The following is a 15686-nucleotide window of genomic DNA, read 5'->3' as shown; positions in this document are numbered from 1 at the left end:
TCAGCGGCAGAGCTGGAACAGAGCGCCGCGCGACGAGATCCCCAGCTTGGCATAGGCGCGGCGGCGGAAGGTCACTACGCTGGAGGGCGCGACGCCCATCTCGCCCGCGATCGCCTCGGTCTTCTTTCCGGCGAGGATGCCGAGGCAGACCTCGCGCTCGCGCGACGACAGCGCCGCCAGCGGCGGCGGAAAGGCGAAGCCTGTCACCCGGTCGAAATGCAGACAGGCGAGGCGGCCCAGCAGCGGCTCCAGCCCCGGCTCGCCGGGCCCGCCGCCCGCGGCCGGGCGGTAGAGGTTCACGATCAGCCGGCAGCGCTCTCCGCAGGCCAGCACCGCCCGTTTGCCCGCCAGCCCCGGCGCGTCGAAGAAGATCCGGCGGTAGTCGGCGGACATGGCCCCGGCCCGGCGCCCGATCTGCCGCAGCCGCACCGCGCCGGGCGGCAGGGCCAGGATCTCGGGCCAGAGCGGGTCCTGGCGGAACCAGCCGTCCAGATAGAGCCCCGCCAGTTCCTCCCCCAGCGCGGAATGGGCGAAGTTGCGCGAGACCAGGCAGCTTGCCGCATCGCCGTCGTAGGAGAACACCATCACCTGGCCCGCGCCGGTCAGCCGAGCGAGGTCGAGAAAGGCCAGAACGAAATCCTCCCGCCCCAGCCGGGCGAGGCAGGTGTCGATGCGCTGGACCGGTGTCGCCATCCCTGTCCCCCAAAAAGGTGGACAGACGCTAGCACCCGCGCGCCCTAGTGTGAACGCCGTCACGCAAAGGGAGGGATGACACCGATGAGACCGGCCGGAAAAGGCGCGACCGAGTCGCTCTATTTCGACTATCCCCGTTTCGACCCGCCGCAGGGCGCGGCGCGGGCGGCGCTGGACGCGCCGGCCAGGGCGGTGATCGTGGGCGCGGGCCCGGTGGGCATGACCGCGGCGCTGGCACTGGCGCGCGAGGGGGTGGCGAGCGTGCTGCTCGACGACAAATCCACCTTCAACGACGGCAGCCGGGCGATCTGCGTCTCGCGCTCCAGCTTCCAGATTCTCGACCGTCTGGGCGTTGTGGGGCCCTTCCTCGACAAGGCGCTGGGCTGGACGACGGGGCGGTCCTTCTACCGCGGGCGGCAGATCCTCGAATTCGAGATGCCCGACAGCGCGGATGAGAAATTCCGCCCCATGTACAACCTCGAACAGCAATATATCGAGGCCTTCCTGTGGCAGGCGGTGGCCGGGTGCGATCTGATCGACGCGCGCTGGCAGTCCGAGGTGACGGGGGTGGCCGATCGCGAGGGCGGCGTCGCGGTCACGGTGCGCGACCCGCAGGGCTGCTACACCATCCCGGCGGATTGGGTGCTGGCCTGCGACGGTGCGCGCAGCGCGGTGCGCGGGATGCGCGGCCTGCGCCTGAAGGGCGAGAATTTCGAGGGCCGCTATGTCATCGCCGACGTTCAGATGGAGCATGACTACCCCACCATCCGCCGCGCGCTGTTCGATCCCGATTGCCGGCGCGGCGGCACCGTTCTGATCCACCGCCAGCCCGACAATATCTGGCGCATCGACTACCAGCTCGCCGAGGGCGAGGACGCCGAAGAGGCCACCCGCGAAGACGTGGTCCGCGACAGCGTGGCCGCCGTGCTGAAGGACATCGGCCACGAAGGCCCGTGGGAGCTGGAATGGTGGTCAGTCTATTCGGCCAACACGCTGGCGCTCGACGATTACCGCGACGGGCGGGTCTTCTTCGTGGGGGACAGCGCCCATGTCGTGCCGATCTTCGGGGTGCGCGGGCTGAACAACGGGCTGGCCGACGCGATGAATATCGGCTGGAAGCTGGGCTGGGTGCTGACCGGCCGCGCCGGCCCGGCGCTGCTCGACAGCTACACGCCCGAGCGGCGCGGGGCGACGCTGGACGTCTTCGCCAACGCCTCGAAAAGCGCGCGCTTCATGACGCCGCCCAGCCACGGCTGGCGGGTGATGCGCGATGCGGCGCTGTCGCTGGCGCTGGACCACGAATTCGCCGGCCAACTGGCCAATCCGCGCCAGATGACCCCCTATGTCTACGCCCGAAGCCCGGTGGTGCGCGCCGACGATCCCGGTTTCGCGGGCGGGCCGTCGGCGGGCGACGTGCTGCCGGACGCGCGGGTCGGGGACGGGCATCTCAGCGACCGGCTGGGGCCGGGTTTCACCCTGCTGTGCTTCGACGCGGGGTTGTCCCGCGCGCTGGCGGGCGAGGCGGGGATGCAGGCGATGGTGCTGGAGCCCGGCTCAGCCGCAGCGCGGCGGCTGGCGGCGGGGCCGGGCAGCGCCTATCTGCTGCGTCCCGATCTCTACATCGCGGCGCGCTGGCACGACGCCCGCGCCGAGGACGTGATCGCCGCCTACCGCGCGGCCATCTGCAAGAGCGGAGACTGACATGACCCAGGCAGAGATTGAAACCGTCTACGACGCGCTCGCCGCCGCGATCGACGGCGCGGGCGCGGGGAAATCCGAGCTGTTCCTGGCCAAGCTGGCGCTGCTTTTGTCGCGGCGGCTGGGCGATGCGACGGCGGTGCTGGACTGCATCGCTGAGGCCCGGCGCCACCTGGAGGACTGACGCCGCGGGGCGGCCCCGGCGGCACTGGCCGGGGCCGCCCCGCGGCGACGCTTACTTTCCCTGCGCGTCGCGCGCCAGCGCGGCGAGACGGTAGAAGCCGTGCACCATCTTGGAATAGGGCGTCATCAGGAAGAAGCCGAGGACGAAGCCCAGGTGCAGCGCGGTCAGGGCCGGGACCAGCACGGTGCCGGTCGCTGCATAGAGGGCGAGGCCCGTCAGAGCCACCAGCGCCAGCATCAGCACGAAGGCCATCTCGCCGCCCCACAGCCGCGCCGCGCCCAGCGCCCGGTCGGCGCGGGTCTTGAGCCAGGCCAGCCCCAGCGCGCCCGCCGCCAGCAGCATGCCGCCCGGCACGCCCAGCAGCTTGGGCGGGGTGAACAGGCCATAGGGCGCCTCCCACCCCAGCGCGTAATGCATCACCGTCCCAGCCGAGGTCGCCGCGAAGCACAGCAGGAAGCCGTAGAGCACCGCCTGGTGCAGCCGGCGCCGGGCGTCGGAGAAACGGTCCTCCTGCTCGAAATTGCAGCCCTGACCCTGACCGCCGGAGAGGTTGCGCAGTTTCGCCGCGTCGCCCAGCGCCGCGATCAGATGCGCCGCGCGCAGCGGCGCGCCGCCCACCGCGCGCCAGTAGCCGCGCAGCGACAGGGCGATCGCGGCCAGCGGAAACAGGAAGGCCGGGGCGAAGATCGCCACCATCGCGCCATGCGAGAGCACCGCGTAAAACCCCAGGCCCTCCTCCGGGCGCAACGCCTGCGCCAGGTAGAGGATCGCGGCCACGGCCAGCGCCAGCGCCACCGCGATCGCGGCGCCGCTTTTCTGGAACAGCCCGGCGAAGCCGCGCGGCCAGGCGTGGTCCTGCCAGCTGTCGGCGCGGACCTCCGCCAGCACGGCGGGCAGGTTCAGGGCAAATTCGTGCGGTTCGGTATATTGGCAGGCGTAGTAGCAGCCGCGGCAGTTGTGGCACAGGTTCGCCAGCTGGGTGATGTCGGCGTCGGCGAATGCCTTCTGCCGCGTGATCGCCGGGAACACGGCGCAATAGCCCTCGCAATAGCGGCAGGCGTTGCAGATCTCGACCTGGCGGCGGGCTTCCTGGATGGTGTCAAGCGACATGGGCGGCGGCCTCCTGTCCTGCGATGCGTCCGAAGACGGTTCCGATGGTCATGCCGAAGCCGGCGAGATAGCCCTGGCCGAGGATGCTGCCGGCCATGATCTCGCCGGCGGCCCAGATATTGGCATAGGGGCCGTCGGGCCCCTGCGCGCGGGCGGTCTCGTCGACCTTGAGGCCGAGATAGGTGAAGGTGACGCCGGGCCGCAGGCTGTAGCCGTAGTAGGGCGGGGTGTCGATCGGGCGGGCCCAGTTGGTCTTGGCCGGGGCGATCCCCTCGGTGGCCAGCGCGTCGAGCTCGGTGGGGTGGAAATCGCCCGGCCGGCAGGCGGCGTTGAAGCGCTCGACGGTCTGCGTCAGCGCCTCTTCGGGCAGGCCGAGCTGGCGCGCGAGATCGGGGATCGTATCGGCCTTCACCGGCGGAAAGACCGAGGGCATGAACAGATCGATGCTTTTCGCGTCGATGATCGAATAGGCGACCTGGTCGGGCTGCGCCGCCACGAGGCGCCCCCAGATGGCGTAGCGCTTGGGCCAGACATCCTCGCCCTCGTCGTAGAAGCGCTGGGCGTCGCGGTTGACCACGATGGAGAAGGGCACGCAATCGAGCCGGGTGACGATGCCGCCGTCGAATTTCGGGGCGCGGCCGTCGATGGCGACGGCGTGGCACTGGGTCGGGTCGCCGACGCTTTCGGCGCCCTGGTCCAGCATGTCCCTGAGCACCACGCCGCGGTTGTAGGGCGTGCCGCGGATCAGGAAGTTGCGCGCCGCCGGCCCCCAGGCGCGGGCCAGCCAGTCCACGTCCGACTGGAACCCGCCCGAGGCCAGCACCACCGCGCGCCCCTCGATCCGCGCGGCGCCGGCGGGGGTCTCGACCTGCAAGCCGGTGAAGCGGCCGTCCTCGACCTCCACATGGGTGACCTGCGCCTCGTAGGCGACGGTGACGCCGAGATCCTCGGCGGTGTTGTAATAGGCGTTCACCAGCGCCTTGCCGCCGCCGAGGAAGAAGGCGTTGGTGCGCGACAGACTCAGCGTGCCCGACAGCGAGGGCTGGAAGCGCACGCCATGCGCCTCCATCCACGGCAGGCACTCTTCCGAGCTGCGGATGGCGAGGCGGGCGAGGCCCTCGTCGGTCTCGCCCTTGGTGACGCGCATCAGGTCGTCGAAATACTCGTCTTCCCCATAGGCATCGGTCAGCACCGATAGCGGGCCGCGATGCATGCAGCGGAAGTTGCGGGTGTGGCGGCTGTTGCCGCCGCGATAGGGTTTCGGCGCGCCTTCCAGCACGACGACCCTGGCGCCGGTTTCGGCGGCGCTGATCGCGGCGCAGAGGGCGGCGTTGCCGCCGCCCACGACGATCACGTCCCAGACCTGGCGGGACAGTTCTTCGATATCGGACACGGGGTGGACCTTCCTTGTCTCAGTCGGATTCGATGGGGCGGGCGCGGTCGCGCAGCTGCCGCAGGCGCAGCCGGTGCGCGGCCTCGATATGGCGGCGCATGGTCGCCTCGGCGGTGGCGGCGTCGCGGGCCTTGAGCGCGGCGATCACGGCGGCATGTTCGGCCAGAGCCTCCTCGGCGCGGGCCGCCTCCTCCAGCGTCGAGGGGCCGAGTATCAGCAGCGTCTTCTGCAGCGCGTTCATGGATTTCACCAGAAAGCGGTTCTTGGCGGCGTCCAGAAGCGTCAGGTGGAACTGGCGGTTCAGCGCGTAGAGCCGGGCGCCGTCATCGCGCGCGCCGGCCATCTCGGCGTTGATCGCCTCCAGCTCGGCGATCTCGATCTCCGAGGCGCTGCGCGCGGCCATGCCGGCGGCGGTCGCCTCGAGGACCGCGCGCATCTCGTAAAGCTCCATCACCTCGGAATAGCCCAGCGTCCGGATCGTGGCGCCGACGCGCGGGACATGGGTTACCAGCCCGTCTGCCTCAAGCTGGCGGATCGCCTCGCGCACCGGCGTGCGGCTGATCTGCAGCCGCTTGGCCAGCTCGGTCTCGGTCAGCCTGTCGCCGGGCCTCAGGGCGCCGCTGCGGATCTCCTCCAGCAGCCGGGCATAGGCGCCCTGGCCCTGCGAGGTCTCGCCGCGCGAAGTGGTGTCGTCCGGCACGTTGCGCCTCTTCGTGGTTGCAATATTGTATCCAGTTGTATTCAAATGGATGCAATGCTGTCAATCCGCGCTCCGACCCGGCGCGGCGCACCCGGGGAGCCGCCATGCCCGAACATGCCTCAGCCTGGCTGAAGACGATCATCTCCACGGTGCTGGGAACCGCGGTGTTCTGGCTGCTGGAGCTGCCGCTGCCCTTTCTCTTCGGGCCGATGACCGGCTGCCTTCTGGCGGCGCTGGCGGGGCTGCGGCTGCGCGGCTTCGGACAGGTCTCGGTCGCGGCGCGCACGATTCTCGGCGTCGCGGTGGGCGCCTCGGTCACGCCGGCGGTGGTGGCGCAGCTGCCGCAGATGGCGATGTCGCTGGCGCTGGTGCCGCTCTATGTGCTGGTCATCGCCGGGCTGGGCGTGCCCTTTTTCACGCGGGTCTGCGGCTTCGACCGGATCACCGCCTATTACGCGGCGATGCCGGGCGGGCTGCAGGACATGGTGATCTTCGGGCAGGAGGCGGGCGGCGACGTGCGCGCGCTGTCGCTGATCCACGCGACGCGGGTGCTGATCCTGGTGACGCTGGCGCCGATCCTGCTGACCACGGTCTTCGGGGTGTCGCTGTCCAACCCGATCGGCGCGCCCGCGGCCGAGCTGCCGCTCGCCGAACTGGCGCTGATGGCCGGGGCCGCCTTCCTCGGCTGGCGCGGCGGCGAGCGGATCGGGCTGTTCGGCGCCTCGATCCTGGGGCCGATGCTGGTGACGGCGGTGCTGTCGCTTGCCGGGCTGGTGCATCACCGCCCGCCCGCCGAGGCGATCGTGGCGGCGCAGTTCTTCGTCGGCACCGGGATCGGGGTCTATTACGTCGGGGTGACGCTCCAGGAACTGCGGCGCGACGTGCTGTCGGGGATCGCCTTCGTGCTGATCCTGGCGGCGCTGTCGGCGGCCCTGACCGAGGTCGTGACCTTCGCCGGCCTCGCCCCGCCGGTCGAGGCCTTCCTCGCCTTCGCGCCGGGCGGGCAGGCCGAGATGACCATCCTCGCCATCGTCACCGGCGCCGACCTCGGCTTCGTCATCGTGCATCACCTGATGCGGATCATCCTCGTCATCACCGGCGCGCCGGTGGCGTCGCGGCTGTTGGGGCTGCGGCGGCGGATGACCGCGGGGGAGGACCGGCGGTGACCGCCGCCCGCGCCGGCACGGCGGCCCGCCCGATTGCGAAACAGAGTGGATGAGGAAAGGTTCCCAAATGCCCGATCTTGCAGCCCGCCTTGTGGTTCTTCCCGGTGACGGAATCGGACCGGAGATCACCCGCGCCACGCTCGACGTGCTGCGGGCGGCCGCCCGCGCTGATGGCCTGACGCTCACCTTCGACACGCAGGAGATCGGCTTCGCGGCGCTGGCGCGGAGCGGCACCACCTTTCCCGACGCGGTGTTCGAGGCGGCGCACGGCGCCGACGGCGCCATCCTCGGTCCGGTGTCGCACAACGACTACCCGCCGCGGGAGGCGGGCGGGCTCAACCCCTCGGGCGAGCTGCGCAAGCGCCTCGACCTCTATGCCAACATCCGCCCCGCGCGCACCGTGCCCGGGCTACCGCCGCGCTGCGGGCGCGACGTGGACCTCGTCGTCGTGCGCGAGAACACCGAAGGCTTCTACGCCGACCGCAACATGCATGCCGGCTGCGGCGAGATGATGCCGACCCCGGACGTGGCGCTGGCCACGCGCAAGATCACCCGCCACGCCTGCATGCGGATCGCGGAGCGGGCCTTCGCCCTGGCCATGACCCGCCGGCGCAAGGTGACGGCGGTGCACAAGGCCAACGTGCTGCGCCTGTCGGACGGACTGTTTCTGGAGTGCACCCGGGCCGTTGCCGCGCGCTATCCGCAGGTGCAATACGACGAGAAGATCATCGACGCCATGGCAGCCCTGCTGATCCGGGACGCCAGCGTCTTCGACGTGATCGTGACCACCAACATGTATGGCGACATCCTGTCCGACGAGGCGAGCGAGATCTCCGGCAGCCTCGGCCTCGCCGCGTCGCTGAACGAAGGCGCGGAGCACGCGGTCGCGCAGGCGCAGCACGGCTCCGCGCCGGATCTCGCCGGGCAGGACCGCGCCAACCCGGCCTCGCTGATCTGCTCGGCCGCGATGCTGCTGGACTGGATCGGCCAGCGCCGCGGGGCAGGGGCCTTCGACGCCGCCGCCGCCCGGATCCGGCGGGCGGTGGAACGCGCCGCGGGCGACCCCGACACCCGCACCGCCGACCTTGGCGGCACGCTCGGGACCACGGGTTTCACGCAAGCTGTGCTGCGCGCGCTGGAGACGTGACAGCAGGCGCGCGCCCGCGTCCGTAGCGGACGGAGCCGCCGCGACTCGCGCCGCACGGCGCTGCGCGCGCTGGGCCGGGTCGCCTTTGGCGGCGCCGAGCCCGGTGAATTGTCAGGGGGTGTCTGGAGGCGAGTACCGGAATCGAACCGGTGTGCACGGATTTGCAATCCGCTGCGTAACCACTCCGCCAACTCGCCAGAGTGTTGCAGGGCATAGCGCATGGAGAATCCGGGCGCAAGCGGTTCCGGACGGTTTCCGACGTGTTGCCGTGTCCCGGTTTCTGTGGCATGACAGAAGGGACCGAAACTAGACCAAAGAGTTTAGTCCTATGCCAGATTACGCCGCTCGCCGCCGGACCATGGTGGACACCCAGGTCCGCCCCTCCGACGTCACCAAATTCCCGATCATCGAGGCCATGCTCTCCGTGCCGCGCGAATCCTACGTTCCCGCGGCCCGGCGCGAGGCGGCCTATGTCGGCAACAACCTGGAACTCGGCGGGGGCCGCGTCATGCTGGAGCCGCGCACGCTTGCCAAGATGCTCGACGCGCTCGACATCCAGCCCGACGAGCTGGTGCTCGATCTGGGCTGCGGGCTGGGCTATTCCACCGCGGTGATCGCGCGGCTGGCCGAGGCCGTGGTCGGCGTCGAGGAAAACGCCGAGATGGCCGCCGAGGCGCAGGCCACCCTCTCGCAGCAGGGCGTCGACAACGCCGCCGTGATCGAGGGTCCGCTGGCCGAGGGCGCGGCCCGGCACGGCCCCTATGACGTGATCGTTCTGCAGGGCGCGGCCGAGCACATGCCGCAGGCCGTGCTGGACCAGGTGAAGGAGGGCGGCCGCATCGCCGCCCTGTTCATGGAGGGTGCGCTGGGCGCCTGCCGCATCGGCTACAAGCTGGACGGTGTGGTCTCCTGGCGGGTCGCCTTCAATGCCGGCGCGCCGGTCCTGCCGGGATTCGAGCGGCAGCGCGCCTTCACATTGTGACAGATCCGGGTCCGCGCCCCTGGCGGCGGGCCCCGCATGATAACGCCGGGCAGGGACAAGAACCGATGGGCCACATTTTCCGAAACGCAATGGCAGGGGTCTTGGCGGTGGGGCTGCTGGGCGGGGCGGCCGGGGCCGAAACCCTGACCGACACGCTGGTTTCGGCCTATCAGAACAGCGACCTGCTGGAACAGAATCGCGCCCTTCTGCGCGCCGCCGACGAGGACGTGGCCCAGGCGGTCTCGACCCTGCGCCCGGTGATCAGCTTCGTGGCGCGCGGCTCGCATGTGGAAAACAACGCCCGCACCTCGGGCAGCTCGGCCTCGCTGAGCCTGTCGGTCAGCCTGTCGCTCTACGAGGGCGGCGCCAACAAGCTGGGCATCGAGGCCGCCAAGGAGGCGGTTCTGGGCACCCGCGCCGAGCTTCTGGGCCTGGAGCAGGACGTGCTGCTGGGCGCGGTGCAGGCACACATGCGGATGCGCAGCGCGATGGAAAACGTGCTGCTCAGCCAGAGCAACGTGCGCCTGATCCAGCAGGAACTGCGCGCCGCCCGCGACCGGTTCGAGGTCGGCGAGGTCACCCGCACCGACGTCTCGATCGCCGAGGCCGCGCTGGCCGCGTCGCGCAGCGGCCTGGTCGCCGCCGAAGGCAACCTGGCCACCGCGCGCGAGGCGTTCAAGCTGGCCGTGGGCCGCTATCCGGGTACCATCGCCGGCGCGCCGCGCATGCCGAAACTGCCCGCCTCGCTGAAGGCTGCGCGCGACATCGCCCTGCGCGGCCACCCCGACATCATCGCGTCGCAGCACAACGTGACCTTTGCCGAGCTCAACGTCGCCCGCGCCAAGGCCGCGCGCCGCCCCTCGATCAGCGCGGGCGTCGATCTCAGCGTCGACGACCACGGCAATGACACCTCGTCGCTGTCGCTGCAGCTGACCCAGCCGATCTACCAGGGCGGGCGGCTGATCTCGCTTGAGCGCCAGGCGGTGAACAACCGCGAGGCATCGCGCTCGCGCCTGCACCAGACCGTGCGCCTGATCGACCAGGCGGTCGCCAATGCCTGGGCCACCCTTGCCGTCGCCCGCGCGCAGATCGCGGCCAGCGACGAGCAGATCCGCGCCGCGCAGCTCGCCTTCGAGGGCACCAAGGAGGAGGCCAAGCTGGGTTCGCGCACCACGCTGGACGTGCTCGACGCCGAGCAGGACCTGCTCGATGCCCGCGCCGCCCGGATCGAGGCCGAGGCCAACCAGTATATCGCCGTCTATTCGGTGCTGGCCGCCATGGGGCTGCTGACGGTGGATCACCTGAAGCTGGGCATCGCCACCTACGATCCCGAAGCCTATTACAACACGGTCAAATCGGCGCCGCTCAGCCCGCGCGGCGCGCAACTGGATCGCGTGCTGAAAAGCCTGGGCAAGACCCAGTAAGCACCCAAGTCGTTGTGTGAGGCCGCGGCCCGCGCTACCATACCTGTGTTGTTCAGATGAGGCCGCCATGTCCGACCCCGTGAAGACCGAAGATATCGAGGACGTTCTGTCGTCGATTCGCCGCCTCGTGTCGGAAGAGCCGAGACCGCGCCCGATGCCGGCCGCCGCGCCCGCGCCTGCCTCCGCGGGCCAGCCCGGCAAGCTGGTGCTGACCCCGGCCTTCCGTGTCGTCGACGCGGCCGCCGCCGAACCGACGGCGCCGGAATCCGTCGACGGGGCGGAACACGGCGCGGAGGCCTCCGGCGCAGCTGCCGCCGACCCCTGGGACGACATCTCCCTGGAGGAGCGCATCGCCGAGCTTGAGGCCGCGGTGGCCGAAGCCGACGAGGACTGGGAGCCGGACGGCAGCGAGATCGACCTCGACGAGGTGCCGCTGGAACGGCTCAGGGCGCGGCGCGGCCCGACCGAAGACGACGCCCAGGACGGCCGCCCCGAGGCCGCCGACGACGGGGACACCGTCCTCGACGAGGAGGCCCTGCGCGATCTGGTCGCCGCGCTCGTGCGGCAGGAACTTCAGGGGGCGCTGGGCGCGCGCATCACCCGCAACGTGCGCAAACTGGTGCGCCAGGAGATCAACCGCGCGCTCGCCTCCCGCGACCTGGAGTGATCCCTCCGCGCGCCCAGGCGGGGCGCAGAGGGCAACAGCGGACAAAAAAAGACGCGCCACGAGAGGCGCGTCTTTTTTGTTGAGGCAGCGGCTGGCTCAGGCAGCTTCGGCTTGCTGCACTTGCCGGCGCTCGCTCTCTTCGCGCGACAGCGCGACAGAGGTGCGGACGCCCTTGGCCACGAATTCCATCAGCCCGGACACGACCCGCTCGTTGGGGTCGATGCCGGCACAGGACAGAACTTCGCGACCATCGCGAGAGCGCGCCCAGCGGGCGATCTGCTCGGGGCCGTTGCCGTATTTCTTGTCGTCGGCGATCGCGTCATCCAACGCAGCCAGGACAACCGCGGCAAACAGCTTGCGCGCACGGTTCCCTTGCTCGTGGTTGAAAGCGGTGCCATCAACGAAATCGACCATGTCGTCGTCCTTATATTCTTGCTCTTGAATTTCGGGCGTGGAGCTGAATACGACCTTTTCGGGGCGATTCGGTATTTCCCATTTGGAATGGCTTCTATGCATTCCTTGCATGGGTCGCCCCGCGCGCACACCGTATTTCGTCGTCTTGCCTCACCCGGACCGACCAGATATAGGTGCGGCCAACGCTCGATCAAGCTTTCTTCAAGGTTTTGTCCCATGCCCAAGATCAACGGTAACGAAATCCGCCCCGGCAACGTGCTGGAACACAATGGCGGCCTGTGGGCCGCGGTGAAGGTGGATCATGTCAAACCCGGCAAGGGCGGCGCCTTTGCCCAGGTGGAACTGCGCAACCTGCGCAACGGCTCCAAGCTGAACGAACGTTTCCGCAGCGCCGACAAGGTCGAGCGCGTCCGGCTTGAGCAGAAGGACATGCAGTTCCTCTATGAAACCGACGGCATGCTGGTCTTCATGGATACCGAGACCTACGATCAGGTCGAACTGCCCGCCGACCTGCTGGGCGAGCGCCGCCCCTTCCTGCAGGACGGCATGACCATCCTGGTCGAGTTCTACGAGAACGAGGCGCTGAACGCCACGCTGCCGCAGAAGGTCACCTGCACCATCGCCGAAACCGAGCCGGTGGTGAAGGGCCAGACCGCCGCCAACTCCTTCAAGCCGGCGATCCTCGACAATGGCGTCAAGGTCATGGTTCCGCCCTTCGTCGGCCAGGGCGAGGCCATCGTGGTCAACACCGAAACCATGGAATATTCCGAGCGCGCCTGACGCGCGCCGCCGGTCCGAGGCTCGAGACGGGGCAGCCTGACGCTGCCCCGTCCTGTTTCGGCCATACCCCTCTTCTTGGCCCAAATACTCCCGCCGGAGGCGCCTGAGCGGGCGCCCGCAGGGCGGCCGCGAGGCAAAGGTCACGCGCCGAAGGCGCGCCGCCCCATCGTCCTCCCGGCGGGCTTGCCCGCGCCGCGCCCGTGCCGCACTCTCGTCCCCAACGCGATGGAGCGCCCATGTCCCGGACCCTGATCTTCAACAAGCCCTTCAACGTGCTGTCGCAGTTCACCGACAAGGGCCACGCGGGGTCGGACCGGCAGACCCTGTCGGATTTCATCGACGTCCCCGGGGTCTATGCCGCGGGCCGCCTCGACCGCGACAGCGAGGGGCTCCTGCTGCTGACCGACGACGGGCGGCTGCAGGCCCGCATCGCCGATCCGAAACACAAGATGGCCAAGACCTATTGGGTTCAGGTCGAGGGCATCCCCTCGGAGGGGGCGCTTCAGGCGCTGCGCGAGGGGGTGGAGCTGAAGGACGGGCGAACGCGCCCCGCGCAGGTCCGCCGGATCGACGCGCCGCCCGGGCTCTGGCCGCGCAATCCCCCGGTGCGCTTCCGCAAGACGGTGCCCGACAGCTGGCTTGAGCTGACCATCCGCGAGGGGCGCAACCGCCAGGTGCGGCGGATGACGGCCGCGGTGGGCCACCCCACGCTGCGGTTGATCCGCTGTCGCGTCGGCCCCTGGTCGATCGAGGGGCTGGCCCCGGGCGAATGGCGCGATGCCTAAAGGCGTGTGATCCTGGCCTCGCCCGCGCGCATCTCGCCCTCGGCCCGGTCGAAGCGCAGATAGGCGATGGCGCGGTCGCCCGCGCGGCTGTGCAGGATGCCCGCCGGCCTGCCATCGGCGGTGGTGATCTCGGCGCCCGGTTCTGGCGCGCCCTCGACCCGCACGCGGGCCAGCCCCTTGCGCAGCTCGGTCTTGTGCTTCATCCGGGCGGTGACCTCCTGGCCGACATAGCAGCCCTTCTTGAAGTCGACGCCGTGCAGGCGCTCGAACCCGGCCTCAAGGATATAGGTCTCGGGCGTCAGCTCGATCCCCGTTTCGGGGATGCAATGCGCGACCCTGAGCGCGGTCCAGTCGGTCCGCGGCTCGCCGCCCTCCTCCTCGGAATAGAGCCGCCATCCCAGCGCCTCGTGACGCGGGTCGGGCAGGGCACCCTGCGGGGCGGGGCCGGTGCCGCGGGAGGCATGCAGGGCGCTGGGGGCGATCTGCACATCGGCGCGCAGCTTGTACATGTTCAGCCGCTGGGCCAGCGTGGGCGCCAGCGCGCCGGCCACGTCCAGCAGGACAGCCTCGCCGCGCACGGTCAGGAAGAAATCGGCGATGTATTTGCCCTGCGGGGTCAGCAGGGCGGCATAGGTCAGGCGACCCTCGTCCCGCGGCACCTGGTTGGTGACCAAGCCTTGCAGGAAATCGAAGCGGTCGGCGCCGGTGATCTCGAAGATCGCGCGGCCGGGGATGCGTTCGCCTGGCATGGGGGCTCCGTTCGCTGGTGTCTACGGGGGAATATAGGCGCTCAGGCGCCGGATGCGAATTGCAGCTGGTAGAGCCCGGAATAGAGCCCGCCCTTGGCGATCAGCTCGTCATGGCTGCCCTGCTCGGCGACCCGGCCCTTGTCCATCACGATGATCCGGTCGGCATTGCGGACGGTGGACAGGCGATGCGCGATGACCAGCGTGGTGCGGGTCTTGGACAGCCGCTCCAGCGCCTCCTGAACCACCTGCTCGGATTTCGCGTCCAGCGCCGAGGTGGCCTCGTCCAGCAGCAGGATCGGCGCGTCGCGCAGCAGCGCGCGGGCGATTGCGACGCGCTGGCGCTGCCCGCCCGACAGGTTGGTGCCGCGCGGGCCGGCGGGGCTGTCCAGCCCGTTGGGCAGGCCGGACAGGAAATCGGTGATATGGGCGGCGCTGAGCACCTCTTGCAGACGCGCCTCGGGGATGTCGGTGCGGCCCAGCAGGATGTTGTCGCGCAGGGTCTCGTCGAAGAGATGCGCGTCCTGGCTGACCACCGCGAAATTGCGGCGCAGCTCGGGCAGGGCCATCTGGTCGATCGGCGTGCCGCCCAGCGTGACCTGGCCCTGCTGCGGCTCCACCAGCCGGGTCAGCAGGTTGAACACGGTGCTCTTGCCCGCGCCCGAGGGGCCGACCAGCGCGGTCATCTGGCCCGCCTTCGCGGTCAGGCTGAGCCCGTTCAGAACGGCCGTGTCCTCATAGGAAAGATGAACGTTTTCGAGAGTGATATCAGCCGCTTCCGGCGCGCAGCTCAGGCTGCGTGAGCGGGCGGGGGACAGGATGGTGGGCTGTTCCTCGAACACCGAATGGAGCCGTTCGAGGCTGGCCAGCGCCGCCTGCCAGGCGCCGGTGACATTGCCCAGCTTGCGCAGCGGTTCGAACACCAGCGCCATGGCGGTGAAGAAGCTCATGAACTCGCCCACCGTCTTCTCGCCGTCGATGATCTGCAGCCCGCCGTAGTAGAGCACGCCGAGAAACCCGAGAGCGGCCACGATGTCCATCAGCGCGGGGATGCCGGCCTGCCCGGCCTCCGAGCGGATCTGGGCGCGCACGAAGCCGTCCACGGTGCGGCCGAAACGGTCGTTTTCGTGCGTTTCCAGGCGGTTGAGTTTGATCGTGGTGACGCCGTGAAAGATCTCGTCCAGCCGGGTCGAGATCAGGGCGGCGGCGGCGCGGGCGGCGCGGGTGGTGCGGCGCACCAGCCGTTGCAGCCCCATGATGGGCAGCAGCAGCAGCGGCACGCCGGCCACCGCGATCAGCGTCCAGAGCCAGTCGATCGACAGCGCCACCACGAATAGCGACACCAGCGCCACCAGGTCGCGCCCGGCGGCGGCCAGAACCGTGGACCAGATGGTCGAGGCGACCAGCGTGTCGCCGCGCACCCGCTCGATCAGGTTGCCGGGCGGGGTCTTCTGGAACCAAAGGCTGTCGAGCCCCAGCATGTGACCGACCAGATCGTGCTGGAGCGCGGCGGAGACCTTCTGCCCGACCCGCGCCATCATCACCCTCTGCCCGAAGCCGGACAGGGCGCGGGCGGTGAAAATTGCAAAAATCCCACCTGCGATCAGCGGAATGGCGCCCCGGTCCCCCGAAACGAACACATCATCGAACATCGGCTCGATCATGAAGCTGAGCAGCCCCAGCATCGCGCCCTCGACGGTCATCAGCGCCATCGCGAACAGGATGACGGGCAGGTGACGTTTCAGGTAGTCCTGCCAGAGCCAGGCCACGAGGCCCTGTTTGGCCGGGGCGGGCATC

Annotated in this window: 16 protein-coding genes and 1 tRNA gene; 9 read left to right on the top strand and 8 right to left on the bottom strand. The window is 69.8% G+C overall.

Going from position 1 to position 15686, the window contains the following annotated elements; all coding sequences use genetic code 11:
- Nucleotides 1-693: a helix-turn-helix transcriptional regulator gene (locus KCI33_RS09265; RefSeq protein WP_212524503.1), complete on the bottom strand. Its 693-nt coding sequence runs from the start codon at nucleotides 691-693 to the stop codon at nucleotides 1-3.
- Between the two features lie 84 nt (nucleotides 694-777).
- Between KCI33_RS09265 and KCI33_RS09260 the strand changes: the two genes are divergently transcribed.
- Together KCI33_RS09260 and KCI33_RS09255 are read left to right on the top strand one after the other, a co-directional pair.
- Entirely contained in the window at nucleotides 778-2394 is a 1617-nt protein-coding gene (locus KCI33_RS09260) for an FAD-dependent monooxygenase (RefSeq protein WP_212524502.1), read from the top strand.
- A gap of 1 nt (nucleotide 2395) precedes the next feature.
- Nucleotides 2396-2575, top strand: a complete 180-nt coding sequence (locus tag KCI33_RS09255; RefSeq protein ID WP_212524501.1) for a DUF2783 domain-containing protein — start codon at nucleotides 2396-2398, stop codon at nucleotides 2573-2575.
- 51 nt (nucleotides 2576-2626) lie between these two features.
- Here KCI33_RS09255 and tcuB read toward each other — a convergent pair whose 3' ends face one another.
- The 3 genes from tcuB to KCI33_RS09240 are packed head-to-tail and all read right to left on the bottom strand — an operon-like array spanning nucleotide 2627 to nucleotide 5778.
- Entirely contained in the window at nucleotides 2627-3685 is a 1059-nt protein-coding gene (gene tcuB, locus KCI33_RS09250; RefSeq protein ID WP_212524500.1) for a tricarballylate utilization 4Fe-4S protein TcuB, read from the bottom strand.
- Complete coding sequence (tcuA, locus tag KCI33_RS09245; RefSeq protein ID WP_349252195.1) at nucleotides 3675-5078, bottom strand: FAD-dependent tricarballylate dehydrogenase TcuA; 1404 nt, start codon at nucleotides 5076-5078, stop codon at nucleotides 3675-3677. The genes tcuB and tcuA overlap by 11 nt, the downstream gene beginning before the upstream one ends.
- Before the next feature lie 19 nt (nucleotides 5079-5097).
- Nucleotides 5098-5778: a GntR family transcriptional regulator gene (locus KCI33_RS09240; protein WP_212524499.1), complete on the bottom strand. Its 681-nt coding sequence runs from the start codon at nucleotides 5776-5778 to the stop codon at nucleotides 5098-5100.
- A 104-nt stretch (nucleotides 5779-5882) separates the two neighbouring features.
- Between KCI33_RS09240 and KCI33_RS09235 the strand changes: the two genes are divergently transcribed.
- Together KCI33_RS09235 and KCI33_RS09230 are read left to right on the top strand one after the other, a co-directional pair.
- A complete protein-coding gene (locus tag KCI33_RS09235; protein ID WP_212524498.1) occupies nucleotides 5883-6944 on the top strand; it encodes an AbrB family transcriptional regulator in 1062 nt (353 codons plus the stop codon).
- A 67-nt stretch (nucleotides 6945-7011) separates the two neighbouring features.
- Entirely contained in the window at nucleotides 7012-8091 is a 1080-nt protein-coding gene (locus KCI33_RS09230; RefSeq protein WP_212524497.1) for an isocitrate/isopropylmalate family dehydrogenase, read from the top strand.
- 123 nt (nucleotides 8092-8214) lie between these two features.
- Here the strand turns inward: KCI33_RS09230 and KCI33_RS09225 are convergent.
- Nucleotides 8215-8288, bottom strand: a tRNA-Cys gene (locus KCI33_RS09225).
- 131 nt (nucleotides 8289-8419) lie between these two features.
- Between KCI33_RS09225 and KCI33_RS09220 the strand changes: the two genes are divergently transcribed.
- The 3 genes from KCI33_RS09220 to KCI33_RS09210 all read left to right on the top strand — a co-directional run bounded on the left by KCI33_RS09220 (nucleotide 8420) and on the right by KCI33_RS09210 (nucleotide 11164).
- A complete protein-coding gene (locus KCI33_RS09220) occupies nucleotides 8420-9073 on the top strand; it encodes a protein-L-isoaspartate O-methyltransferase (protein ID WP_212524496.1) in 654 nt (217 codons plus the stop codon).
- Between the two features lie 89 nt (nucleotides 9074-9162).
- Nucleotides 9163-10497 carry a TolC family outer membrane protein gene (locus tag KCI33_RS09215; RefSeq protein WP_212524495.1) on the top strand — a complete coding sequence of 445 codons (1335 nt, stop codon included), beginning with the start codon at nucleotides 9163-9165 and terminating at the stop codon, nucleotides 10495-10497.
- Nucleotides 10498-10564: 67 nt separating this feature from the next.
- Nucleotides 10565-11164 (top strand): hypothetical protein, encoded by a 600-nt coding sequence (locus KCI33_RS09210; RefSeq protein ID WP_212524494.1) that lies wholly within the window; start codon nucleotides 10565-10567, stop codon nucleotides 11162-11164.
- A 96-nt stretch (nucleotides 11165-11260) separates the two neighbouring features.
- Here KCI33_RS09210 and KCI33_RS09205 read toward each other — a convergent pair whose 3' ends face one another.
- Nucleotides 11261-11578 (bottom strand): DUF6280 family protein, encoded by a 318-nt coding sequence (locus KCI33_RS09205; RefSeq protein ID WP_212524493.1) that lies wholly within the window; start codon nucleotides 11576-11578, stop codon nucleotides 11261-11263.
- 216 nt (nucleotides 11579-11794) lie between these two features.
- Between KCI33_RS09205 and efp the strand changes: the two genes are divergently transcribed.
- Together efp and KCI33_RS09195 are read left to right on the top strand one after the other, a co-directional pair.
- Nucleotides 11795-12358 carry an elongation factor P gene (gene efp / locus KCI33_RS09200; RefSeq protein ID WP_212524492.1) on the top strand — a complete coding sequence of 188 codons (564 nt, stop codon included), beginning with the start codon at nucleotides 11795-11797 and terminating at the stop codon, nucleotides 12356-12358.
- Nucleotides 12359-12594: 236 nt separating this feature from the next.
- The gene (locus tag KCI33_RS09195) at nucleotides 12595-13143 is read left to right on the top strand and encodes a pseudouridine synthase (RefSeq protein ID WP_212524491.1); all 549 of its coding nucleotides are present in this window, start codon (nucleotides 12595-12597) and stop codon (nucleotides 13141-13143) included.
- Here the strand turns inward: KCI33_RS09195 and KCI33_RS09190 are convergent.
- On the bottom strand, nucleotides 13140-13892 hold the full coding sequence (locus KCI33_RS09190) for a folate-binding protein YgfZ (protein ID WP_212524490.1): 753 nt from the start codon (nucleotides 13890-13892) through the stop codon (nucleotides 13140-13142). The two genes, KCI33_RS09195 and KCI33_RS09190, sit on opposite strands and share 4 nt — an antisense overlap.
- Nucleotides 13893-13933: 41 nt before the next feature.
- Nucleotides 13934-15685 (bottom strand): ABC transporter ATP-binding protein, encoded by a 1752-nt coding sequence (locus KCI33_RS09185; RefSeq protein WP_212524489.1) that lies wholly within the window; start codon nucleotides 15683-15685, stop codon nucleotides 13934-13936.
- Between the last annotated feature and the right edge of the window lies 1 nt (nucleotide 15686).

Source organism: Actibacterium sp. MT2.3-13A, assembly GCF_018139985.1.
Taxonomy (GTDB): Bacteria; Pseudomonadota; Alphaproteobacteria; order Rhodobacterales; family Rhodobacteraceae; genus JAGSOU01.
Note: the sequence above shows the minus strand (reverse complement) of the source record. Positions and strands in the feature narration are given on the sequence as shown.

Excerpts from the sequence above, each read along its gene's own strand:
- efp (WP_212524492.1), top strand. The coding sequence starts at position 11,795 with ATGCCCAAGATCAACGGTAACGAAATCCGCCCCGGCAACGTGCTGGAA.
- KCI33_RS09220 (WP_212524496.1), top strand. The coding sequence starts at position 8,420 with ATGCCAGATTACGCCGCTCGCCGCCGGACCATGGTGGACACCCAGGTC.
- KCI33_RS09210 (WP_212524494.1), top strand. The coding sequence starts at position 10,565 with ATGTCCGACCCCGTGAAGACCGAAGATATCGAGGACGTTCTGTCGTCG.
- KCI33_RS09190 (WP_212524490.1), bottom strand. The coding sequence starts at position 13,892 with ATGCCAGGCGAACGCATCCCCGGCCGCGCGATCTTCGAGATCACCGGC.
- KCI33_RS09255 (WP_212524501.1), top strand. The coding sequence starts at position 2,396 with ATGACCCAGGCAGAGATTGAAACCGTCTACGACGCGCTCGCCGCCGCG.
- KCI33_RS09185 (WP_212524489.1), bottom strand. The coding sequence starts at position 15,685 with ATGCCCGCCCCGGCCAAACAGGGCCTCGTGGCCTGGCTCTGGCAGGAC.
- KCI33_RS09265 (WP_212524503.1), bottom strand. The coding sequence starts at position 693 with ATGGCGACACCGGTCCAGCGCATCGACACCTGCCTCGCCCGGCTGGGG.
- tcuB (WP_212524500.1), bottom strand. The coding sequence starts at position 3,685 with ATGTCGCTTGACACCATCCAGGAAGCCCGCCGCCAGGTCGAGATCTGC.
- KCI33_RS09195 (WP_212524491.1), top strand. The coding sequence starts at position 12,595 with ATGTCCCGGACCCTGATCTTCAACAAGCCCTTCAACGTGCTGTCGCAG.
- KCI33_RS09235 (WP_212524498.1), top strand. The coding sequence starts at position 5,883 with ATGCCCGAACATGCCTCAGCCTGGCTGAAGACGATCATCTCCACGGTG.
- KCI33_RS09215 (WP_212524495.1), top strand. The coding sequence starts at position 9,163 with ATGGCAGGGGTCTTGGCGGTGGGGCTGCTGGGCGGGGCGGCCGGGGCC.
- KCI33_RS09205 (WP_212524493.1), bottom strand. The coding sequence starts at position 11,578 with ATGGTCGATTTCGTTGATGGCACCGCTTTCAACCACGAGCAAGGGAAC.
- KCI33_RS09260 (WP_212524502.1), top strand. The coding sequence starts at position 778 with ATGAGACCGGCCGGAAAAGGCGCGACCGAGTCGCTCTATTTCGACTAT.
- KCI33_RS09230 (WP_212524497.1), top strand. The coding sequence starts at position 7,012 with ATGCCCGATCTTGCAGCCCGCCTTGTGGTTCTTCCCGGTGACGGAATC.